Consider the following 22,314-nt stretch of genomic DNA (forward strand, 5'->3'; position numbering starts at 1 on the left):
GGTCGGCAAACCGAATTGTTCAGGACGGACCAGGTAGCGCAGGACACATCGTCCGTGAGGCGCTTCCGCCGAATAGCCATCGTGCGTTTAGCGCCTATACTGGCGTGGAATTAGGTGCCCCGTCTTTGTTTCCGTCATTTGGAAAGCCTGCCGACTTCCTCGAGAGGAATAGCTTACGTGGATCGGGCGATCTGACCCGTAGAAGTACAAGCGATCAAATGGGGTGTTGGCAATGATCCAGTCTGCCACGTCTCGCATGTCTTCATCCTCGACATAAAAGTCACAAGCAGCTCCGCCGCGTTCGCAGGTCAACTTACCTGTCCGGGTGGTTTCAAGCGCTGCGTGCTGATCCAACCTTGCGGCTACTCGCTTCGTGATGTGTCTGCTCAACTCATGCGAGCAGAAGCCATAGGTCAACCGGATAGCGCCAAAGTATTCGATAACGGGATCAAGGATCTCTGTCGCCAAGTCGTACAGTGCATTGTATGTGTCTGGGTTTATCGGTAGGTTTGCGAGCCCAAGGCGTTGCTGGGTTTCGCCGCACTCGATGAACGATCGGAAGGTGAAGGTCGTGCCGCATGCCTGGTCGAGCTCTGGCACGCGCTTGCTGCGTTGTAGGAGCATCCCACTTATCGCGAGGCGCCGGGCCTCCAGCTCCTCGAACAATTGATCTGCTGATGGACCGAAATCTGAATTGGTGAGGATGCCAGTGGTTTCAAGCGCTTCGTCAAATGCAAGCTGCTCGACGTAACCGGGGTAGTCCTCATCTAAATAGCGACTCTTGCGATAGAGCAACGGTTTTGGATACTCAGGACTCCCGTAATCGAAAAGGTCGTAGTCGACTTTGCGTACGTTCACTTTGATGCGGCGGCGAAGCGCCGGAAGTGGATTTGTATCGAAGTCGTCGAACTCCATGAGAGTGAGCTTGCCCGAAGCGATGTGAATCTTGACAAGCTGAACCTCGCTGATAGCATCCCAGAGCATCAATCCGCAGGCCACGTAGGCACGTAGAAGCACAGGCAGTCGCTCCACCATCGACATATGTAGCTGCATTGAGCGCTCACCTTCGAGCCATCCCAACCCAGAAGTCGCGGCGCGCTGGCAGGCCTCTAGGAGCTGCTCCGGGTCTGCTGCATCGCGAAGCAGCCTCAGTCCAGACTCTTGCGCTGTGCGATAGTCGCCGAAGAATGCTTTGATGTCCCGCTGTAGGCGTCGCTCGAGCTGCCGATAGGCGGGCCGCCGTGAAAACTGCTGCGCAGCTAGGTAGAGACGCACGTCGTCAGCGCGAGTGGTGGCCGCTTTGGCGAGCAGGCTCTGATCATAGTGGCGCGCGAGCAAGCGCATCGCCTTTCTCAGACTGCCACACCGGGATTCAATCTCCTCGAGATCGGTCACTTCGTCGTGCTCGGGCAGGCGCCCTAGGTCCAGCGCGGTAGCCCATAATGAGTCGAGATGGCGCTGTGCCTTCATGAACTCCACTTCGGAGTTCGAAGGCCGTGGCGGCTTGACATGCCTTTCTATGGGTTCCTTGGTCGCACGTACGCGCGGATTTCTCAATCTCAGCAGACGCGCGGCGACTCCACGGCTGCGGAAACGGCCGGCGTGGAAACGTTGCTCACTGTCCTTATCTGAGAACACGAAGGCCACGCCCGGGCCTGCCATAAACGCGTCTTGATGTAAGACGTCTTCGACGTAATCCTTGAACTCGGCCTGACTGAAGTACTTCTGAAATGTGTTGCGTGAGGTGATGAACCCATCTCGGAAAGGTCGACCGGCCGGTTCGTTTCCGTGCAGCATGACGCCGATCGCCATGACCCGGCGAGTTAATTTGAACGCCTTGTGCATGGCTTCCACCCTCTCGGTCGGGTCCTCGATCACATTTACTACGAAGCCGAGATTAACAACGTCCGCCTCAAGGATCGGTTGATCAGCCGCGAAGTGAGGATCCCACCCGTGCGCGTCAAAGCCATTTGCATTCAAATTAGCCACGTCGCCTCCTCGACCACAACCGTAATCAAAGAAGGTGCTGCCCGGCGACAACAAACCATGTCTCATCAAGAGCTGTAGAGGTGCCGAAAGGCCGTTGCGGGTTAGTGCGGTCAGGTGCCTCTGGACTGGACTATCACAATGCCACGGCGCCGCGGCGTCGTCACTATAGGTCTCGTTACCGAGTGGCAAAAATTCGTTGCCAGCTAGGCGGTAACCCTTGCTGGCGACTAGCTTTTCCCAGTTACGCTTGAAGCCGATCGTGGTCGTGTCATCAAAGAGACCAAGCAACTCGGCAGTGGAAGTGAGCCGCCCCCATGCTTCTCGGCTTGGGTACGTTTCCGGCACGAGTAGCTCCTTCCGGTGCAGAATCGGCGGGTTCAATGAATCGGTATAGATCCGGTATGACGGCGTGTCGGTCGAGCCAGGAGCGAAGGTCCAACTTGCTAAGAGCTCAGGGAATGGATCGGTGTCGAATTCTCTGTAAGCGAGCAGGGAGAGGCGGCCCGTCCTCAGGTTGAACTTTGCCACGTTGGGGACGTGATCAGAGGGCGTAGACAGATAACGTATCGCATCCGAAATACGCCGTTTTTGCACAAAGTCATCGAGTTGGTCCAGCCCAGAGAGATGGACGTACAATTCATCAACGACCCGCTTACCGATTTTATTAGCCATGGATCAGAATTTAGGCCAGTGTTCAAGTTTGCGCACGAAGCATAGTGCGCGAGACAGGTTCCATAGACGCGCAGCCCGCGGTTATAGAATGTGTCACTCAAGTCGAGCGCCCGGCATGATTGTTGAGATGATTATCGCCTAGCGATCTCTTTTTTCGAGCGTGGCAAGATAAAACGATACGCCTTCCTGCGAAAGCACGATTCCGAAGCGCAGCGCAGGAAGGTGCTCCCTAGGAGAGGAACATGGATGTATAGGCAGTTTACTGGTGATCCTTGACAGTGCAGCTGGTAAATAGAGTAAGCACTCCATCGGGTCAATCGTGGGAGGCAAACCAATTCCTTGAGTTGGATGCGTAGGAGCTGAGTCATATTCCTGCGACAAGTCATGAGCTTGAATTTATTCTGGCCGATTCGGCATCAGAGTCGCCGGCTATGCTGGCTATGATCTGGCGGTTGAATATGGATGGAATCAGTGCCTTTCACGTCATTGCGCACTATATCAACAAGGTCGATGCAGATTACTTGGCACCGAACGAAAACGGTGTTGCAATCGGCCCTAAATTAAAAAACCCGACCTAGGCCGGGTTTATGGCATTGGGTCACGCGGGAGTTATGACCAGCTTTCCTCTCCCCACCTCCACCCGAATCCTCCCACTAATCTCAAATCCCGCCTCTTCGAGCCACCGCCCCGAAAGCCGAATCCAAGGCGCCGGCGGCAAGTCGTTATAAAACTCGTAGTTCTCAGGGCCTAAAACTTTCATCGGCCGCGGGCGTCTTTGTGACGAAATGGTCAAGATGCGTTGGGTTACAGGCGCAACTGCTTTATGATTGGCGTCAGCCATGATCAACTCCTAGCGTGAGCTGGTTGTGGTCAGCGGGTCGTGTGGGTGGCAGCCCATGCGTCCCGCGCTTCATCTCCTTCCTCGTTCTCCTTGATGCTCGGTTCGAGCGCTTTCGCGTCCTCTTGTACCCTCCAACGAGTTAATCGTTCAGTGATGCTTTATAAACGTAACGCGTCGTGATTGTCGGCTATGTTGTTAGGCATCCGATGTATTTTCGCGCATTGTCGAGGGTTGTGCAACAGCGTCGAACGCTCGATGAACCACAAAACAGGGCAAACATTCATCGCGAGATTTTGGACAGACTCGCCCTGACAGACGTCGCATGAGATTGAGCATGTCGAGCCCGACCGACGTTCGCACGAGTCAGTTGGAAGGGACGTCTGTGAACTATCAGGTATAGGGGCGCAATGCGTTATCGGTGTTGGGGAAACGAACCGATCCAGTTCCCCCCAAGCCAAGACGCTATTTACTGCAATGCTTCAGCAACATGTCTTCTGAAGTGGGCCTCCGTTTCAGCGTCCGCGAAGCAGACGTAACAGCCTTTCATGCCGCGAGAGAGCAGGACGCGATATGTGTTCTTGACCAGCCGTGTAAAGTCGTCCTTCGACTTCTTCACAGTCGTGTCGTGCGACTTGGTTTTATCTCCGACCCACGCGTCCTGAGATGGATCGAAGCGCAGGTCCTGTCCGAAAATGATCCCCGCGTAGTCGAACTCAAAACCTTGGGCGGTATACACGCATCCGACCTGGTTAATCCCGTTCGGGTGATACGCCCAAAACGACGATTTCGGAATGCCTACAGCAAGCCGCCCCGAATCGGGCCTTGCGTTCCACGGACGGTTGAAGTTTCCGAGCACGACGTCGTGCCTGCAGCGTACCGTCCTTGTTAGGATCGGACCAAGGCCAACAGAAGTCGGTCGCCAGCCGCCCCGTCGCACCCGCTTGGACCTCATCCTTTATCGCGCTTTCCAATGCTTCCGGAGACTGAAAAATCCGGAAATCGAAAGCGTCGTGATCGTTCCATTCGAAGCGCGGATGGTCACCGATGCCCAACATCGTGTTTATCCAGCGAACAAACGCATCGGAGCCGTTGCAGCGGAACTGTGTCTCGAGTTCGAATTCGTGCACTGCGCACTTGTGCTTCTCAGCGTACTCCCGAATGTAGGCGACGGAGCCGATCTCGCCAGGGCGTACGACCTGATGATCGTCGATGAAAAATACCGAAACACGTGCGGCTGCGACTAACTCCTCCAGTTGTTTTAGCCCAGATTTTTTGTTCGCCGGCGTGAAGCGGTTGCTGCTCACGTCTCGAATACGATGCGCTTCGTCCGTGACAAGCACGTCCACTGAATCAGCCTGAGCGTCTACGTAGCCGTTCGTGTACGTAAACAGCTCCTGACCTCGCGAACCAATGATCGTCCGCAGCGTTTCAGTGAACGCCTTGGAGCCGGTCACGTAGTGAGCCGAGTAGTGACTTGATAACAAACTCGCGACGAGGTTGACCGCCAGCACCGACTTGCCGGTACCTGGGCCGCCTTTGATGATGATGATCTGCTTCTGTCGGTCATGTACCCCGCGACGCGCAGCGGTCATCACGGCGTCGAACGCCACCTGCTGCTCGTCAAGCAGCGTGTACTCCGGGTTGTTTTTAATCACGGACGCCACATAGTCCATCAGCTTCTTGCTAGGGCGATAGCGATTTTCTTCCATGCGACTCAGCACTTCCAGACCGTCGCCGCCTCCGACCCGCTCCACCAGAAACTTGACGAACTCGTCTACGTCGTCGGCGCTGAACGTCGGTGCCACCTCCAGCAACGCCGAGAATTTAGGCGCCTGGAGCGGATCAGCTGGGTGCGAATGGTAGTTGTGTAGATAGGCACAAGCAGCGACTTCAATCGGAGTCTCGTCCGCGTAGCAAGCCTCATGATTGTCCCGAAGATAGGACGCGTATCGTGCTACCTGAGCTGAGGGATGCAGTACGTCGCGGACGCAACCATTAATGAACGTTGAGACTTCGTTGTCTCCCGCCGACTCCTCGCATGTCTGCCACTGCTTCAGCTCGATTGCTACGGCCGTCGGCGTTCCATCTTTCGCGAAGCCACATAGCAAGCAGTCGATACGCTTCGAGTTCGTCGGCAGTTGAAATTCGAGCATGACTCCCTGGTTGGTCAACCCGGCGCGCGAAAAAATGAGCGCGAGCGCGCGCAGGGAGTTTTGCCAGGATTGGAATTCACTGGGCGACGGATTCTTGGCGTATAGCTGGAAGCTGGTACGTAGTTTCTCTGCGATTTGGTTGCGCTCGCAGTCTTCGATGAATGTCTTGCAATGGTTTGCGTACAGTCGCATCGGTCTTTGATTTTCGTTTTAGTTCTGGTTTGATTCTTAGTCTTGGTAATCGGAGTACTTACGCGAATCTCCCCGGACTTTTTCGGCGGGATATTTCGTCCGATTGACATCCATTTTTTCTAAACAGGCTTGATAGAGGTCGACATCAAGCTTGTCTGCAAGGCGGACGAGGTATAGCAATACGTCCGCCATTTCGTGACGAATGGCGGTTTGCTTGCCGTCGTCCAGTTCGCTCTTATCTCCGGAGGACAGCCACTGGAACGGCTCCAGTAGCTCACTTGCCTCGACGCTCAACGCCGTCGCTAGATTCTTCGGCGTATGAAATTTGTCCCAGTCGCGCTCATCCGCAAACTGACGAACGAGGTCGCGCAAGCTAGCAAGGTCACTTTGCATCTCAAAATCTCTTCGAGTGATGGTGCCCCTAGACGGCTGGGGATAACTAATCGGATCGGTCTTGCGGGGTGAAATAGGGCACTAGAGGCGTCCCTGCTCGAAGGGGCCGCGTCGTCCTTATCTCAATAAAATGTGATGATATAAGAGCGGGCGGTTTGATGCCTGCGTTATTTATTTGGCCGCGCTGTCGTGTGGCCGGGAAGTGGTAGATCAGAGTCGGCAAACTCCGACGAGCGGTAACGGGCCCGAAGTGCCAACCTGTTGCGCGCCTTTGCCTCCTCGTCCCTGACGCAAGCGAATCGAGCCCTCCGCCTGCACTGGGGCATCCGCCGCCCAGTCGAGCCTCGAGTCAGTGCTGATCACGCATGGCATCGACATCAGTGAGGGTCGATGTTCAGGCATGGTTGGGTCACGTGACGTGTTTGTCCACGCGCGCAACCCGATCACGCTCCGGTCGACAGTGCAACGGTTCGCGCTAGGTGAGGAGCACCGCCGCGACATATCGAGCGCGGCAGAGCGCAGGCACAATGCAACGGCTGTGGGTACAGATCTCAAACCATTCAGATCGGGAAGGAATTAATTCCAATCCGAGCGCCGAGGCCTATTCAATGACCACCCTAAGAAAGATTGAGGACTTTCGGATCGTCGAGCGTAACCCCGGTTAAGACAACGAAACAATCCGCAGCGATTGACCATCGCAGAATTGACGCCTGTCGCGCTCGCCTGGCAGTCGAGCGGTGTTCCGTACAGCATTCACAACTTGGCAGGTGTGATCGGCAGACTTCTTGATGATGCGAGCGGTATTGCAGTCGTTGAGGCTCCGTATGACCTTTCGACCAATCGGGCTTATATAGTCAACGTCGACGGGTCACTGAGAGCGCAAATCCCCGCACAAATCGGAGCTGAGCGCGTCACGTTTTGCGACTGGTCGAAACTAAAGGTCCCGTTGCATTTTTGGCTGCGGCGTCTGGAAGGGATGTCCGTATTGAAGTGCGGAAGGCGGATGGCGTCGTGATGCAGGTCGCGGAGAGTCGGTAGGTGACGCGAACCATGCCGTGAGCAACCGCCGACCGTTTTCCTTGAACCGCAGTATTCCACCGTTAGTACACGCGGAAAACGCAGTTATTTTTACCGTTATTCAAAAGGCATTGTCTTCGTAAGAAAAAATTTCTGATTTAACATTTTCGTTCACTAATTCGATTGCGGTAAACGTCTGATCTTTTGTAATATCGCGCGATAGCGCGGGGGCGCAATTTGCATAAATAAGAGGCGGTATGGGTGCACAGGACATAATCGCGGCGATAAAAGGCGGCTTGTTGCAAAGCGACCGGCTGCTGAAACTCGATACGTCATTGGGCGCCAATGTCCTTTTGCCACAAAGGCTGCTGGGGCACTCACGCCTCGGCCGCGACTATGAATTCACGCTGGACGCCGTTTCAACCAACGACAGTATCGAGCTCAAAACGCTGATCGCCCAGCCCGTCACCCTGTGGGTTCAGCAAACCGACCAGTCCTACGCTCCGCATCACGGTTATGTTCATACCGCCCGCCGTTTAGGCTCGGACAGTGCCATAACCAGCTATCAGATCGGCTTTGTCTCGTGGATGCATTTTCTGCGTTTCAGAAAAGATGCGCGCATCTGGCAGGATAAACCGGTCGATGAAATTCTCTCCGATGTCTTCAATATGCATCCGCAGGCGCAAGGCGCCTTCCGCTTTGCATTGCGCAATCCATTGCCGCAGCGTTCGTTCTGCGTGCAATACGAAGACGACTGGAATTTCTGTCAGCGCTTGATGGAAACGGAAGGACTGTTCGGTTATTTCGAGCAGGCGACCGACGGCAAATCGCACACGCTGACCATTACCGACGATATCGGCAGTCTTCAACCGCTAGCTCCCCAAACGGTGAATTTCTACCGCTCAGGCACCAACAGCGAAACCGATGCCTTCGTGCAGTGGAGCGGCACGCGCACACTGCAGAGCACCACACTCACCACGCGGACCTTCGACTACAAGTCGCCATCGACGGGTGCGAATCCGAAGGGCACGACGGTCCCCACACTCACCACGCAGGGCAACCTGCCGCAGCAGGCGGAGGTGTACGAGTACACGGGCGCCTACACGTACGGACAGCAGGACCGAGGCGATCAGCTGTCGAAGATTCGCATGGAAGAGTGGGAGTCGCGCGCGAAGCGTTTCCACGGCGTGGGCGCGGTACGCCGCATCGATACGGGTCGCTGGTTCGAACTGGCCGACCATCCCGACCACAGCACGGGTAGTCAGCAGGAGCGGCAGTTTGCCGTTATCGGCGTTGAGTGGGTGATCGAGAACAATCTGCCGGTGTCGAGCGGCACGACGGACTTCCCGCATAGCCTGAACGGAACCATCGCGGCCGCCCGCGCCGCGCACCGTGCGGACGGAACGCTGATCGTCAAAGCGAGCGATGGCAGCGAAGGCTTCTTTATGGCAGCCGTCGAAGCCCAGCGCAGAACAGTCCCGTTCCGCAGCCCGTTCGAGCACCGCAAGCCAAAAATGCACATGCAGACGGCCATCGTGGTCGGCCCGGCGAATGAAGAAGTCTTTACGGATGAACTGAACCGTATCAAGGTTCGCATGCACTGGGACCGTCTCAACGATGGCGATGAGAACGCGTCATGCTGGATGCGAGTGGCTCAGTCCGATACAGGCGGTAGCTATGGCGCGGTCCATGTGCCGCGTGTCGGCGAAGAGGTGATCGTATCTTTCCTTGATGGCGACTGCGACAAACCCATCGTCACTGGACGCGTCTATAACGGCGCGAAGACGCCGGACTGGCATTCGAATGGGATCTTGTCGGGATACAAGTCGAAGGAGTATCAAGGCAGCGGTTACAACCAGATGGTGATGGACGATGCGACCGGGCAGAACCGCGTGCAGCTTTACAGCACGAGCACGAACGCACAGCTACATCTAGGCTATTTGATTGCGCAGACGGGTAACTCGCGAGGGGCGTATCTCGGCAGCGGTTTCGATCTGAAGTCGGATGCATATGGCGCGGTCCGGGCGGGGCAAGGTTTGTACGTGTCGACGCATCCGTCAACGGGCGCATCGAGCCAGCCGCTCGAGGTCCGTGAGGCCAATAGCCAATTGGTGAACTCGGAAAGCGTGATCGAAGCGCTCTCGCGGGCAAGCGAAATGCACCAGGCGGAAAGCTTGAAAGATGGCAGCGATTCGTTGAAGTTTTTCATTGACGCGACGCAGAATAGCGTGCACGGCGCGGCAAGTAACGGCGGCAACACAGCAGGAGGCGGCACGGGCAACGCAAACGGGTTCAAGGAACCGATCATGCTATTCGCGACGCCGGCGGGTATTGCGATGTCGACGCAGAAGTCGACCCAGATATCGGCAGATCAACAAGTCAATCTCGTTAGCGGGCAAAGTACGCACATTGCAACTGGAAAATCGCTAGTTGCGAGCGTCGGTCAGCGAATCAGTTTGTTTGTGCAGAATGCGGGCATGAAGCTGTTCGCTGCGAAAGGCAAGGTGGAGATTCGAGCCCACTCGGACAACATCGAAATTACCGCCCAGAAAACACTCAAACTCCTCTCAGCCACTGAAAAAATCGACGTCGCTTCGGCAAAGGGAATCTTGTTGACGTCAGCAGGCGCGTACATAAGACTCGCAGATGGAAACATCGAAATTCACGCGCCGGGGAAAATTGACATTAAAGGATCTGAGCACACCTTTAATGGGCCGACCCAAGGCAACTATCCGCTTCCACAATTGCCAAACGGGGATCTCGTATTGCCCGGAAAATTCGTCTTTTCGCAGTGATCGTGTTGCGGACAAGAATCGTTTTGCAATATAAACAAGTTTATAAGCGCGCATGCTAATCAGCTATCCCATACTTACGCTGGACGCCTCGCTCGGCGACCTGGATCACGACACTCAATACTCCGATCACTGGTTTCCCGATCCGCCGTATGGGTCTGGCGCCTATCCGTTGAGCGCGCACCTCCGGTGGCATGGAGGAATTCACTTGCGCTATGGATCGGAGCCGATTCGCAGCATAGCGGATGGAAAAATAGTCTTTGCGCGAGCCGGCAAGAAAAAGAACAACAACGAAAAAGATCCATTGAACTATGGAAGTGCTGACGGAGGCGTTCCTACTTGGACGGACAACGGCTGCCTGGTGATAGAGCATAGTGCGGAGACAGGGAAGGATACGCGCCTTACCTTCTGGTCAGTCTATATGCACCTGTCAACGGTCAAGACCACGCTTGGAGATCAAGTTAGTCGCAAAGACGTGCTTGGGCAAGGTGGTGAGATCGCGGGCGACCCGTCGATTCACTTTGAAATTTTCACGAATCAGCAGGGCGTCGATGCGTTGATCAAGCGTGTCGATCAGCCATATAAGATTTTCAAGGCTACCGACAACTCAGGTGACCCAGATCTTTGGGGAGACATGCACTTTGTGATGCCGGCTGGAACGGAGATATTTGATCAGACACCCACCCAGGCAAAGCACAAGCACGACGAATGGAAGAAGCGCAAAGCAAAGCATGACCAAGCAGAGCATAAACGGATCCAAGCGCTTCTAAGGCAGGCGCGGCAAGCGCACAAGCATTTGGACCCCAGTGCCTCGCAAGCGCAGCCGTTCCCTGAAGCTGAACCACCAACGACAGGCACAAGCGTCGGCAAAACGGACAAAAATCTGTGTCTTAGCGTTCGTTTTTCTAAGGGCGGCTGCAAGGCAAGCACATTCGAGGAAAATGGAAAGGCTGTAGATAGTGCCGACAACCCTGATTCCGAGTACGAATACAACATGCACGCGCTTGCCAAATCTATTGCGCCGACGACGGCCAGCGCTGCCTACGAGTTGCTCAGATTCGGGCGGGTCGTTGGGGAAGACGCTTTAGTCCCGGCCGATGTGGAGAACTGGCAGTATGTTGCCTACGCGCCGGGTAGCAGAGGGTATGTAAACTTTAACGCGAGCACTATCGTAAAGTTGTCTGACGCGGATTTTCCGGCATTTCTCGGCTGGCAGCGAGTTAAAGAAGGCGCGACGGGTACCTCGACAACAGCAGACGGGCGTTGTGACGCAAAAGCGATCTTGGATCTGCTCGATGAAAACGGCGACGGGAATGTTACCGAGCAGGAAGCGCAAAGCCGCCTTCGCGATGATTCAGTACGGAGAAAGATGCGGCGAATGGTCTGCGAGTTCCGGACAGAATGGGAAGAGGCGAATTTTGATTCGACGTACAACTTTCTACTGAAAGACGGTACTTGGGGCGACAATACGCCTCGAGCTGCAATGACGCAGGATCAGTACTCGGCATTTAAGGCACACGCGACTGAACTTCAATGGTGGACTGCGGCTGCGCTACCGCTGCCGTCAACGCTATGGCATTTCCATCCGATTGAATTCATAACTTGGATGAGGAAGTGCGCATGGATAGATAAAACAACACTTGCAAAGATCTACGACAGCACTCCGGAAGATGTCCGGGAAAGGTATCGTGTCGCGCTTAACCAGGTGATGCAGAAATATGTCATAACGAACCCGATCCGACAGGCCCATTTCTTTGGACAAGGTGCCGTTGAGTCTTCACGTTTGATGGAGATGCAAGAGGCGAGCATGGCGGGGAATCACAAGAATCCTGCCTCCGTGAAGTCCGAAGCTGAGTTGGGTCATTGGTATGGTCGCGACACCGGCGAATTCGACAGCTATTTCAGTTCCGTGAAGTACAACAGTCATGGCGGATTGATCGCGGGCTCGTACAGTTGGAGCAATGGCAACGTGGGCGACATTGATGCGCAGGAGTTTCGCGGGCGGGGTTTCAAGCAGCTCACAGGCCGGTCAAATTACGCAGGCTATTGGGTTTACCGAGGTTGGTTAAAAAGCACGGACTTCGATGATCACTGGTGGGATGATCCCGCTTACGTTCACAGAACTCCTTCGCAAATGACTCGACGGCCAGCGCCTATTGACGACCCAGACCGAATCATTGCGAATCCGTACAACTGTATGGACAGCGGTGGTTTCTATATTACGTTCGCTCGCCCACACGTGAAGCCAGGTATCGACAAAAGCACCGGCAAGGTACCCGTCTCCCAAGCAGACAACGCGAAGGAAGCGGCGATATCTGATGAGGTTACTTACGCGATTAACGGTGCGTACAAAGAGAAGGAACGACGGTATGATGAAACCATCAAAGCGCTAAAGGTCATAAATTGAAAATTGGTCTTTTTTTTGTGTCCGGATGCATGCTGCTCGCCACCTATGTCAGAGCAGACGAAGTGTCATCGGTCAAATATATTGAGGCGAGTAATACAATCGTTCTCACTGAACCAGACAACAGCGTTAAGCAGTGTGTTCTGCAGAAAAATCTCAAAGACGTTTCACCTAGGCTTAATTGGAACAAGCGCGTCGTTCTTTTGACTGACGTCGACTATCTGAGCGTCGACGACGCTATCGCGTGCCATAATGGTAATGTGTCTTCCGCACATATTCCTGATCGCGTTGGGTTCGTTGTCGACGTGAACCTTAAAAAGCGTATCTATCTGTCGCTTGATGCTGTGACTGCTGGAGCGTCAAGCTACGCAGCCACGGTAGCCAAGCTCGGGGATACACATCCCATTGCAAATTTTCCTGGTATGTACACATCGGGGAAGGACATGCAAAAGATTCAAGAAGAGGGGTTCGGTTACAACGAGTCGTCGCCTGGTCGAATCTCGCCCGATGGGCGGTACGTTAGCGCCGACGGGTCAATGGATTGCGCGATCTACTCCCATCCAGGTGTGTGGGATTTGCTGGCCAAGAAGAAAGTCATCAAGGCGGACGGATGCAAACCACTGTTTAACGGCGAGAGTGATTAGAAAGGCGCGGTTCTCGGCGGCTCGGAGAAACTTCAACCGCCCAGGTCGTGTAACCGACAACCAAGACCGTTGCCAACAAGGCTCCTCATGAAGTCGGTGGAAGATACTTCGCCCGTTACCGCATCGCACACCGCGCCCCGAATGCCGCAAGTTTTGAGCGAGCTTCGAGATACCTTGCCTTCCGTTATGACGTACGCATAATTTCGATCGTTTCCACGTCATTCATACCGATATCTGCCAGCCCACTCGAGATACAGAAATTAGTTCCGATTTAACATTTGTTTTTGGATATGCGATTGCGATAGGCCCGTAATGTTTTGTATTATCGCGCGATAGCGCGGGGGCGCAATTTGCATAAAAGAGAGGCGGTATGGGCGCGCAGGACATTATTGCGGCGATAAAAGGGGGACTTGCGCAAAGCGATCGCCTGCTGAAACTCGATACGCCGCTGGGCGCTGACGTGCTTTTACCGCAAAGGCTAGTCGGGAATTCGCAACTGGGCCGCCAGTTCGAATTCACGCTGGACGCCATTTCCACCAACGACAATATCGAGCTTAAAACGCTGATTGCCCAGCCCGTCACGCTTTGGACACAGCAAACCGACCAGTCCTACGCCCCGCATCACGGTTATGTCCACACCGCCCGTCGCTTGGGCTCCGACAGCGCCATTACCAGCTACCAGATCGGCTTTGTCTCATGGATGCACTTTCTGCGATTCAGAAAAGATGCACGTATCTGGCAGGATAAAGCCATCGATGAAATTCTCACCGACGTATTCAATATGCATCCGCAAGCACAGGGCGGATTCCGCTTTGCAATACGGAATCCGCTGCCGCAACGCTCGTTTTGCGTCCAATACGAGGACGACTGGAATTTCTGCCACCGGCTGATGGAAACGGAAGGGCTGTTCGGTTATTTCGACCAAGCGGCCGACGGTAAATCGCATACGTTGGTTATCACCGACGATATCGCCAGCCTGCAACCGCTGTCACCCCAAACGGTGAATTTCTACCGCTCGGGCACCAACAGCGAAACCGACGCGTTCGTACAGTGGAGCGGCACGCGCACGCTACAAAGCACGACGCTTACTACCCGCACGTTCGACTACAAGGCACCGTCCTCCGCCGCGAACCCGAAGGGCACGACGATCCCGACCTTGACTACGCAGGGCGATCTGCCGCAGCAGGCCGAGGTGTACGAGTACACTGGCGCCTACACCTACGGCAAGCAGGACCGCGGCGATCACCTGTCAAAGGTGCGGATGGAGGAGTGGGAGTCGCGTGCGAAGCGTTTCCACGGCGTAGGGGCGGTACGTCAAATCGATACAGGCCGGTGGTTCGAACTGCAAAACCACCCGGAGCACGACACCGGCAGTCAGCAGGACCGGCAGTTCGCGGTCATCGGCGTTCAGTGGGTGATCGAGAATAACCTGCCGGTTTCGGGCGGCACGACGGACTTCCCGCACAGCCTCAACCAGACAATTGCCGCGGTTCGGGCAAAGCACGCAAGCGATCCTACGCTGCTCATCAAGTCAGCAGACGGCAGCGAAGGCTTCTTCATGGCGACGGTCGAAGCACAACGCAAGGCCATCCCGTTCCGCAGCCCCCTCGAGCATCACAAGCCCGAGATGCACATGCAGACCGCGACCGTGGTCGGCCCCGCGAACGAGGAAGTCTTCACGGATCAACTGAACCGCATCAAGGTGCAGATGCACTGGGACCGGCTCAACGCGGGCGATGAAAACGCGTCGTGCTGGATGCGAGTGGTTCAGTCAGACACGGGTGGCAGCTATGGCGCGGTCCACGTGCCCCGTGTGGGGGAAGAGGTCATCGTGTCGTTTCTCGACGGCGACTGCGACAAGCCGATCGTCACCGGACGCGTCTACAACAGTGCGAAGACACCAGACTGGCATTCGAACGGCATCCTGTCGGGGTATAAGTCGAAGGAGTATCAGGGCAGCGGCTACAACCAGATGGTGATGGACGATGCCACCGGCCAGAACCGTGTGCAGATGTACAGCAGCAGTGCAAATTCGCAGCTTCATCTCGGCTATCTGATCGTGCAAACCGGCAACTCACGCGGCGCGTACCTCGGCAGCGGCTTCGATCTGAAGTCGGACGCGTATGGCGCGGTCCGGGCGGCGCAAGGCATGTACGTATCGACGCATCCGTCAACGGGCGCCTCGAGCCAACCTCTCGACGTTCGAAACGCCAGTACTCAGCTAGTCAATTCCGAAAGTGTGATCGAGTCGCTAAGCCAGGCAAGCGAAACACATCAGGCGGAAAGCCTGAAAGATGGCTACGACTCGTTGAAGTCCTTCACGGACGCGACGCAGAACAGCATCTCAGGCGCTGCAAGCAACGGCGGCAACACAGCAGGCGGCGGTACCGGCAGCGCGAATGCATTCAAAGAGCCGATCATGCTGTTTGCGACGCCCGCGGGCATCGCGATGTCGACGCAAAAATCGACCCACGTCGCGGCAACGGAGCACATAAACCTGGTCAGCGGCCAGAGCACGCACATCGCAACCGGCAAATCACTGCTTGCAAGCGTCGGAGAGAAAATCAGCCTGTTCGTCCAGAACGCGGGTATGAAGCTCTTCGCGGCTAAGGGCAAAGTAGAAATCAAAGCGCAGTCGGACAACGTCGAATTCATCGCACAGAAAACATTCAGGTTGCTTTCCGCAACCGAAAAAATCGAAGCGGCCGCCGATCAGGAAATCCTGTTGACGAGCGGTGGCGCATACATCCGCATATCTGGCGGCAACATCGACATCCATGCGCCGGGAATGGTCGATGTCAAAGGCGCGCAGCACAGCTTCAACGGTCCGACCAGTCAGGGCTATCCGCTGCCGGCCGCGCGTCCCGATCAACCGGGACAACTTGAGTTGCTGCATCAGTATGCGAATGGCGAGCCGGTCAAAGGCGGACAGTTCTCGGTGCTGGACGCCAACGGCGGACTCCTGCGGCAAGGCGCGCTCGATGCAAACGGTCGCATGACCGTCAGCGGCTTGCCCCCAGGCGTCGCGCAAGTGCAATTCGGCAACGATCCTCGCGATCCGTCCCAGCCGGCCAACTATTTCAAAAGCATCAAGTGGCCGGTCGAGCCGCCTAGCGCTTCAGGCGACACCGCAGCCGCTTCGCAAATGGCTTCGTTCCTGCCGGGAGCTGGTAACGCGTCGGGCGCAACCGCCGCGGCCGGAACCGCTGGCGCAGCGAGTGCAGCAGGCACGATGGCCAGCGCGGCAACCGGTGCAATGAGCACGGCCGCAGGCGGAGCATCGCAACTCGCGAGCCTCGCTAGCATGGCCTCGCAAGGCACGAGCGGACTCGCATCAATGGCAAAAGGTCAAGCTACGGGGCTCGCCCAAAGCGCGCTCACAAAGGCGCTGCCATCGGAAGCGAGCGCCGCACTTTCGCAGGCAGGCCAGGCCGCTAGTGCTGCCAAGGAAATCAGCAGCATCGCGCAATCTGCGCGCAGTGCGCTGCCAGCAATCAAGGGCATCGTCTGACTCGATGCTGATCATTCGACTTCAAATAAATACAGTCCAATCATGAAGAAAACAGCCTTTCTCGCGCTCGCGTTCGTAATAACTTCGACGGCATTCGGCGCAACCGAACTGAAACTATCCGCAGCCGCGATGGCCTCGCAATATGCGAGTGACGCCGACGCTGCGTCGAAATACACCGACAAACCGCTCGCGCTAACCGGCAAGCTGCTGTCCCTCGATTCCGGTCTGACCGACAACGTTATCGGCAAGCTCGGTGACGATTCGGACGCCGCCGTGCGCGTGACATTTGCCGATAAGGCAAGCGTCGACAAGATCCGCTCGCGCGTCGGGCAGAAGGCGACGCTTCATTGTGTGGGCGCGTTCTCGACCAGCTATCCGGCAGCGACCGACTGCAAGGTCAAGTAAGTTCGTGATGAAATTCGTTCGGGCGTTCATGGGTGCGGCGTGCGGCGTTGTGATTACCACAAGCGCGCACGCCCAGTCGACAACCGATCTGCAGACGATCGCCCGCTTCGTCGAGTGCAAGCTCGACGCGCGCCAGATCGACAGGTTCATCGACCGCGTCGACAGCGGTGCCGTGCCGGGTCTCACGAGTCAGCCGTCGCAAGAAAAGGCGGTCGATCTGGCGTGGAAAACGCAGAGGCCGATTCAGGCTTGGGGCACGTCGTCGAACCTTGTGTCGCTCGTGTCGCCAAGGCAGATGCTGCTCGCCATTCCCGCGCCCGAAGGCGACGAAATCAGCGTCGCAAAACAATGGGCCGCAAGGATCGGCGGCATGAGTGAAGGTGCGGGCACTGTCGCACTACGCGAATCCGCTCAATGGCGGGGCGTCGACTATCGCAAGACGGTAGGCAAGAAGGAAATCAGATTGCTTGTCGATCAGCACGAAAGCCCGGGCTGGATTCTGCTCGGATGCGGATACGACAAACTCTTTACCAATAGCAACTAAACCGACCTGACCCAGCATGAGCGCAGCCGCTGCCCAGACCACCGCCGTCGTCCGAACCGAAGTCGCCATCGCGCCGCTCGTCACCATCGCCAAGGAGGACGTCGGTTCCGCACTCGAGCAATTCGATGCGTGGCTGAAGAGCGTCAGCGATGGCTACATCACCCTCGATCGCGTCGAGCAACTGGCGAACTACATTCCCGTCGTCTCGAACATTCTGTCTGCGATCGACGTCGTGATGGATATCAAGCGGCTAATCGAAGCGGAGTCTAAAGACTTCTTCGACTATCTGAACCTGGGCATTGACCTGATCGGCGTCATTCCGCTGCCGCCGGTGATGGGTGAATTCCGCATGGGTGCGCGGCCGTTGATGAAGCTGGCCCGCGAGGAGCTCGCAAGAAGCGCGAAAGCCGTCGCGGAGGGCGGCGCGCAGATGATTGCCGATACGATCATCTCGGTGCTAGTGGCGCACATCAGCGCGAAGTTTGCCGGCGACATCGAGAAATTCATTCAGGAAGTGCAGGCGAAGCTCGCGCAGATGCTGAACGACTGCGCGGATCATGCGAAGAAGCTGCTCGAAGGTCTTGCGCAGATTTTTGAAGGTGCGGCGTCGGGCAAGCTTTTCGACACGTCGGGCAACTATCGCGCGGCTCAAAAGCATCTGGAGCAAGTCGGCGACGGCTTTGCCGCCCATGATGCGAGCAAGGTTGCCGAGAACCTGTGGTCGTATCTGAAAGACGGCACAAAGGTACTGGTTAAGGATGCAGCGAATCTCGCCTCGCGCGCAGCGAATGAAATCTCGCCGTCGACAAATCAGCGGCTCAACCAGATGGCCACGGAAGCGCGCCATGCGATTCCGATGGTGACGGAGAAGATCAAAGGGTTGAACAGCGCGGATGTGGGCGGCCTGATCTGGATGCTCGACGCGCTCATGACGGCCGTGGGTAAATGGAAGGAAAAGCAGAAACACAAGCAGACTGTCGGCATCAAGGCGGCGGGCAAGGTTGAGGCCGAGCTGAAAAAAACCGAAGGCGAACTGGAGACGATCGGCACGCAGGCGAAGGCGAAGCATCCGGGGGCGAGCGACTGCAAGAGCTGTGGTCTGGGACGCAGCGGCGGCTCGATCGGCTATGCACTCGGCGACGAGCGCTTCGATCACGAAGACTTCGTCTTGCCCGGCGCAATGCCGGTAGTCTGGCGACGTACTTACCGGTCTTTTCTCTCTGCTTACGACGAAAGCAATCTGGGTGCGCGCTGGATCACTCCCTACACCACGCGCTTCGATATCTACGCGGCGAAGCTTGTGTATCACGATCCGAGTGGACGCAGTCTTGATTACCCGTTGCTCAAGGCGGGCGAGACGCACGACGACCTCGCTGAGGATCTCACGCTCGCGCAACTCGATGATCGGTGGCTCACGCTCACGCGCGGCCATGAACTGCTTGAAGCGTATGAAAAGCGCGGTGGCGCCTTCCGTCTCGCTTTCCTGAAGGATCGCAACGGCAGTCAGGTCACGCTGGACTACGACGACGCACATCGACTCACCCGGCTGATTACCTCGCAAAGCATCGTCGTGTTTTCACACGATGCAGGCGGCCGTCTCATCGAAGCGGTGGAGATCGACCAGGAAGGCGAACGGATCGGCACGCTGGTGCGTTACGCGTACGACCAGCATGGCGACCTGATTGCGGCAACCGACCGCCACGGCAATCGTCGCGAGTACGCCTACACGCATCACCTCGTGACCCGATACACGGATCGAACCGGCCGTGGCATGAATCTGGAGTGGGATGGCTCCGGACCCAAGGCGAAGTGCGTGCGCGAATACGCGGACGACGGGAGCTACGACACACGCCTCGCGTGGCATCCGGACATCCGTCTCGTCGATGTGAGTGACGCCCTCGGCAACGTCACCCGCTATTACTTCGATATCGACGGTTACACGTATCGAATCATTTATGCGGACGGCCTCAATGAATGGTTCTACCGCGACGCCCAACATAATCTGACGCAGCATATTTATCCGAACGGCAGCGTCGAGCGTTTCACCTACGACGAGCGCGGCAACCTGATCGAGCAGGCCCGTCCGGATGGCAGCGTGGTACGCATGGAGTACGACGCAAAGGATCAGATGATTGTGATCATCGATCCGCAAACGTATCGCTGGACCCGCGAATACGACGACGCGGGCAATGTCACGACGCAGATTGATCCGCTGGGTCACAAAACCCAATACAGCTACAACGATCAAGGGCAACCAACCGAAATCGTCGACGCGAAAGGCGGGGCAAAAGCACTCGCTTATGATGCTGCGGGGCGCCTTGTCAGCTATACCGATTGCTCGGGAAAGAAAACGCAGTGGACCTACGATGGAGAGGGCCGTCTGGTCGAGAGCAAGGACGCAGGCGGCCGGAGTGTCGTCTATCGTTATGGTGGCAACGGCCAACTGGCCAAAGTCCAATCCGCTGCGGGAATCGAGAAGCTGGAATACGACGCCGAGGGCCGGCTCCTGGTGCATACGGATCCGCTGAACCGCGTCACGCGCTATGGATACGACGCCGCCGGGCGGATCGCGAATCGACGCGATGCATCGGGCGAACTGCTGACGTATCGCTATGACCGGGTCGGACGCCTGAGCACGCTCACTGATTCGAATCACGCGACTTACCAGTTCCATTACGATCCGGTCGGCCGACTCCTCGAGGAAATTGCCTTCGACGGGATGACGACCCGCTACGCTTATGACGCAGCGACTGGCCAGTTGCAAACCGTCGATGAAGCGGGACAAACGACTCAGCTCGAATACGACAGCGGTGGACGCCTTGCGCGGCGCGTCGCCGGTGCAAGCGACGAGCGCTTCATGTATGACGGAAGTGGCCGTCTGATCGACGCGCAAAATGCAATCAGCCGGGTGCAGCATTTCTTCGACCCAGTCGGCAATCTGGTGCGCGAACATCACGCGCAGCAGCTGTTCGATGAGCGTCGCAGCTACGTGTGGCGGCACGAATACGACGAGATCGGCACGCGTACCAAAACCGTGCGCCCGGATGGCCATGCGGTCGACTGGCTGGTTTATGGGACGGGCCATGTCCACGGCTTGCAGGTCGACGGCCGAGAACTGATCCAGTTCGAGCGTGACGACCTGCATCGTGAAACACAGCGCACGCTATCGAACCGGATCGCGCAGAACACGCGTTACGACCCGGTCGGGCGGATGGAATCGCAGGCGCTCCGGCGTGCGGGAGCACCCGCTCCGATCGTGGCACGCCGATATCAGTACGATGCAGTGGGACAGCTAAAAGAGATCGATGACAGCCGGCAGGGCGTGACACGTTATCAGTACGATCCCGTCGGCAGGCTGATAGAAGCGGTGAGTCCTATTGCGACCGAACGTTTCGCATTTGATCCAGCTAGCAATATTGTTGATCCGGGTAGTCCGGCGAATGCACGCAGCGGAGGCCGACAACAATTGAATACCTTGCCGGCGCAGACGCCGAGAGTGTTAGGCAATCTTTTGAGGGACTACGCCGGCACGCACTTTACCTACGATGCCCGGGGCAACCTGATCGAGAAGCGCTCGCCGGGAGCAGAGCAGCGCTACGAGTGGAACGAATTCAACCGAATGACAGCGGCCAGTGTCCGTGAATCGGCGCGTCGGCATGAGGTTCTCTATTTCTACGATGCGTTGGGACGCCGCATCGGTAAAGACGTCGACGGTACGCGCACGACGTTCGGCTGGGACGGCGACACCCTAGCGTACGAAAGTGCCGACGAAGGTAGCACGCATTATGTGTATGAAGCGGGGACTTTCGTGCCTCTGGCGCAGTTTGCCTCCGGCGCGATTACAGGTATTGCTACACCCGAGTGGAAGCAGACCGATCGCTACGCGCCGGAAGACGATCCGCTGCTGAAGCCTGTAAGCCCCCCCTCCCCCGCACACGTCTTTTACTACCACTGCGATCAGCTCGGCACGCCGCAGATGCTTACCGATGAACTCGGTGAAGTTGTCTGGGAGGCAAAATACAAGGCGTGGGGTGAAGCTCGGGATGTGATAACGCGGGTGTCGAAGGCGACACTCAGCGCGCCGCGCAACCCAATCCGTTTCCAAGGGCAGCAACTCGACGAAGAGACCGGCCTCGCGTATAACCGGCATCGCTACTATGATCCGGGTACTGGACGGTTTACGGCCAAAGACCCGATTGGGCTGTTGGGTGGCGGGAACGTGTACCAGTACGCGCCGAATCCGACTGGCTGGGTCGATCCGCTGGGGCTCAAGAAGAAGGCACAAACGCCAGACAAGGATTGCTGCCAGAAAGATCCCTGTGCCGGAAAAGATCCCGCTGCGCAGGCTAGAAGCTGGCAAGGCAAAGACCCTTATCCGGGAGTCGACTCTTACACAAACACGGTCTTGAAGCGCGGTACAGTGTTGTACACGTTGTATCCGTATGCGCCGCCTGACAAGATCGCGACTGCGTTGCCCGGCAATTATTTCTCCGACGCTCGCACCATTCTCAACACGGGTGGGTCAGCGCGCGAATACAACGACATGACGCAGATTTCGCACGCAGACAATACCGTCGGCGCCCGGCCGATGAGAAGCCAACTGAGAGCGTTCGTCGTCACGAAGGACATTTGCGTAGCGAAGGGGCAGTCGCTCGCCAATCCCAATCTGGGCAAGGGCGGAGGCACTCAGTATTTCGTATCGAGCGCCGACAAGGGCAGCCTCGTTGGCGGCAACGTTTTGAAGTTTGGGAGTTAAT

General features: G+C 56.7%; 12 protein-coding genes and 1 pseudogene. 8 read left to right on the forward strand and 5 right to left on the reverse strand.

From position 1 onward, the window contains the following. Window positions 1-87: 87 nt before the first annotated feature. Window positions 88-2,661 (reverse strand): DNA phosphorothioation-associated putative methyltransferase, encoded by a 2,574-nt coding sequence (locus AC3WOG_RS00075; protein WP_492576058.1) that lies wholly within the window; start codon window positions 2,659-2,661, stop codon window positions 88-90. A 431-nt stretch (window positions 2,662-3,092) separates the two neighbouring features. Between AC3WOG_RS00075 and AC3WOG_RS00080 the strand changes: the two genes are divergently transcribed. Beyond that, window positions 3,093-3,239 (forward strand): hypothetical protein, encoded by a 147-nt coding sequence (locus tag AC3WOG_RS00080; RefSeq protein WP_492576059.1) that lies wholly within the window; start codon window positions 3,093-3,095, stop codon window positions 3,237-3,239. Between the two features lie 20 nt (window positions 3,240-3,259). On the opposite strand, the gene AC3WOG_RS00085 is transcribed toward AC3WOG_RS00080, so the two are convergent. From AC3WOG_RS00085 to AC3WOG_RS00100, 4 genes are all read right to left on the reverse strand, one after another. Then, window positions 3,260-3,502 (reverse strand): SymE family type I addiction module toxin, encoded by a 243-nt coding sequence (locus AC3WOG_RS00085; protein ID WP_492576060.1) that lies wholly within the window; start codon window positions 3,500-3,502, stop codon window positions 3,260-3,262. Window positions 3,503-3,968: 466 nt separating this feature from the next. After that, window positions 3,969-4,358, reverse strand: a complete 390-nt coding sequence (locus tag AC3WOG_RS00090) for a DNA/RNA helicase domain-containing protein (RefSeq protein WP_492576061.1) — start codon at window positions 4,356-4,358, stop codon at window positions 3,969-3,971. Further along, window positions 4,252-5,847: a DNA/RNA helicase domain-containing protein gene (locus tag AC3WOG_RS00095; RefSeq protein WP_492576062.1), complete on the reverse strand. Its 1,596-nt coding sequence runs from the start codon at window positions 5,845-5,847 to the stop codon at window positions 4,252-4,254. The genes AC3WOG_RS00090 and AC3WOG_RS00095 overlap by 107 nt, the downstream gene beginning before the upstream one ends. A 36-nt stretch (window positions 5,848-5,883) precedes the next feature. Continuing rightward, a complete protein-coding gene (locus AC3WOG_RS00100; protein WP_492576064.1) occupies window positions 5,884-6,240 on the reverse strand; it encodes a nucleotide pyrophosphohydrolase in 357 nt (118 codons plus the stop codon). A 1,274-nt stretch (window positions 6,241-7,514) separates the two neighbouring features. On the opposite strand from AC3WOG_RS00100, the pseudogene AC3WOG_RS00105 reads away from it, so the two are divergent. From AC3WOG_RS00105 to AC3WOG_RS00135, 7 genes and pseudogenes are all read left to right on the forward strand, one after another. Next, window positions 7,515-9,998: pseudogene (locus AC3WOG_RS00105) on the forward strand (type VI secretion system Vgr family protein); the annotation flags it as partial. A gap of 106 nt (window positions 9,999-10,104) precedes the next feature. Then, the gene (locus AC3WOG_RS00110; protein WP_492576065.1) at window positions 10,105-12,456 is read left to right on the forward strand and encodes a hypothetical protein; all 2,352 of its coding nucleotides are present in this window, start codon (window positions 10,105-10,107) and stop codon (window positions 12,454-12,456) included. Further along, window positions 12,453-13,097, forward strand: a complete 645-nt coding sequence (locus AC3WOG_RS00115; RefSeq protein ID WP_492576066.1) for a hypothetical protein — start codon at window positions 12,453-12,455, stop codon at window positions 13,095-13,097. The genes AC3WOG_RS00110 and AC3WOG_RS00115 overlap by 4 nt, the downstream gene beginning before the upstream one ends. A gap of 370 nt (window positions 13,098-13,467) precedes the next feature. Next, window positions 13,468-16,608, forward strand: a complete 3,141-nt coding sequence (locus AC3WOG_RS00120) for a type VI secretion system Vgr family protein (RefSeq protein WP_492576067.1) — start codon at window positions 13,468-13,470, stop codon at window positions 16,606-16,608. 42 nt (window positions 16,609-16,650) lie between these two features. Further along, window positions 16,651-17,013 carry a hypothetical protein gene (locus AC3WOG_RS00125; protein WP_492576068.1) on the forward strand — a complete coding sequence of 121 codons (363 nt, stop codon included), beginning with the start codon at window positions 16,651-16,653 and terminating at the stop codon, window positions 17,011-17,013. A gap of 7 nt (window positions 17,014-17,020) precedes the next feature. Then, window positions 17,021-17,557, forward strand: coding sequence for a hypothetical protein (locus tag AC3WOG_RS00130; protein WP_492576069.1), 537 nt, complete (start codon window positions 17,021-17,023; stop codon window positions 17,555-17,557). A 16-nt stretch (window positions 17,558-17,573) separates the two neighbouring features. Further along, a complete protein-coding gene (locus AC3WOG_RS00135) occupies window positions 17,574-22,313 on the forward strand; it encodes an RHS repeat-associated core domain-containing protein (RefSeq protein WP_492576070.1) in 4,740 nt (1,579 codons plus the stop codon). Window position 22,314: the final 1 nt, after the last annotated feature.

The sequence above is a fragment of the Paraburkholderia sp. FW306-02-B genome (genome assembly GCF_058782725.1).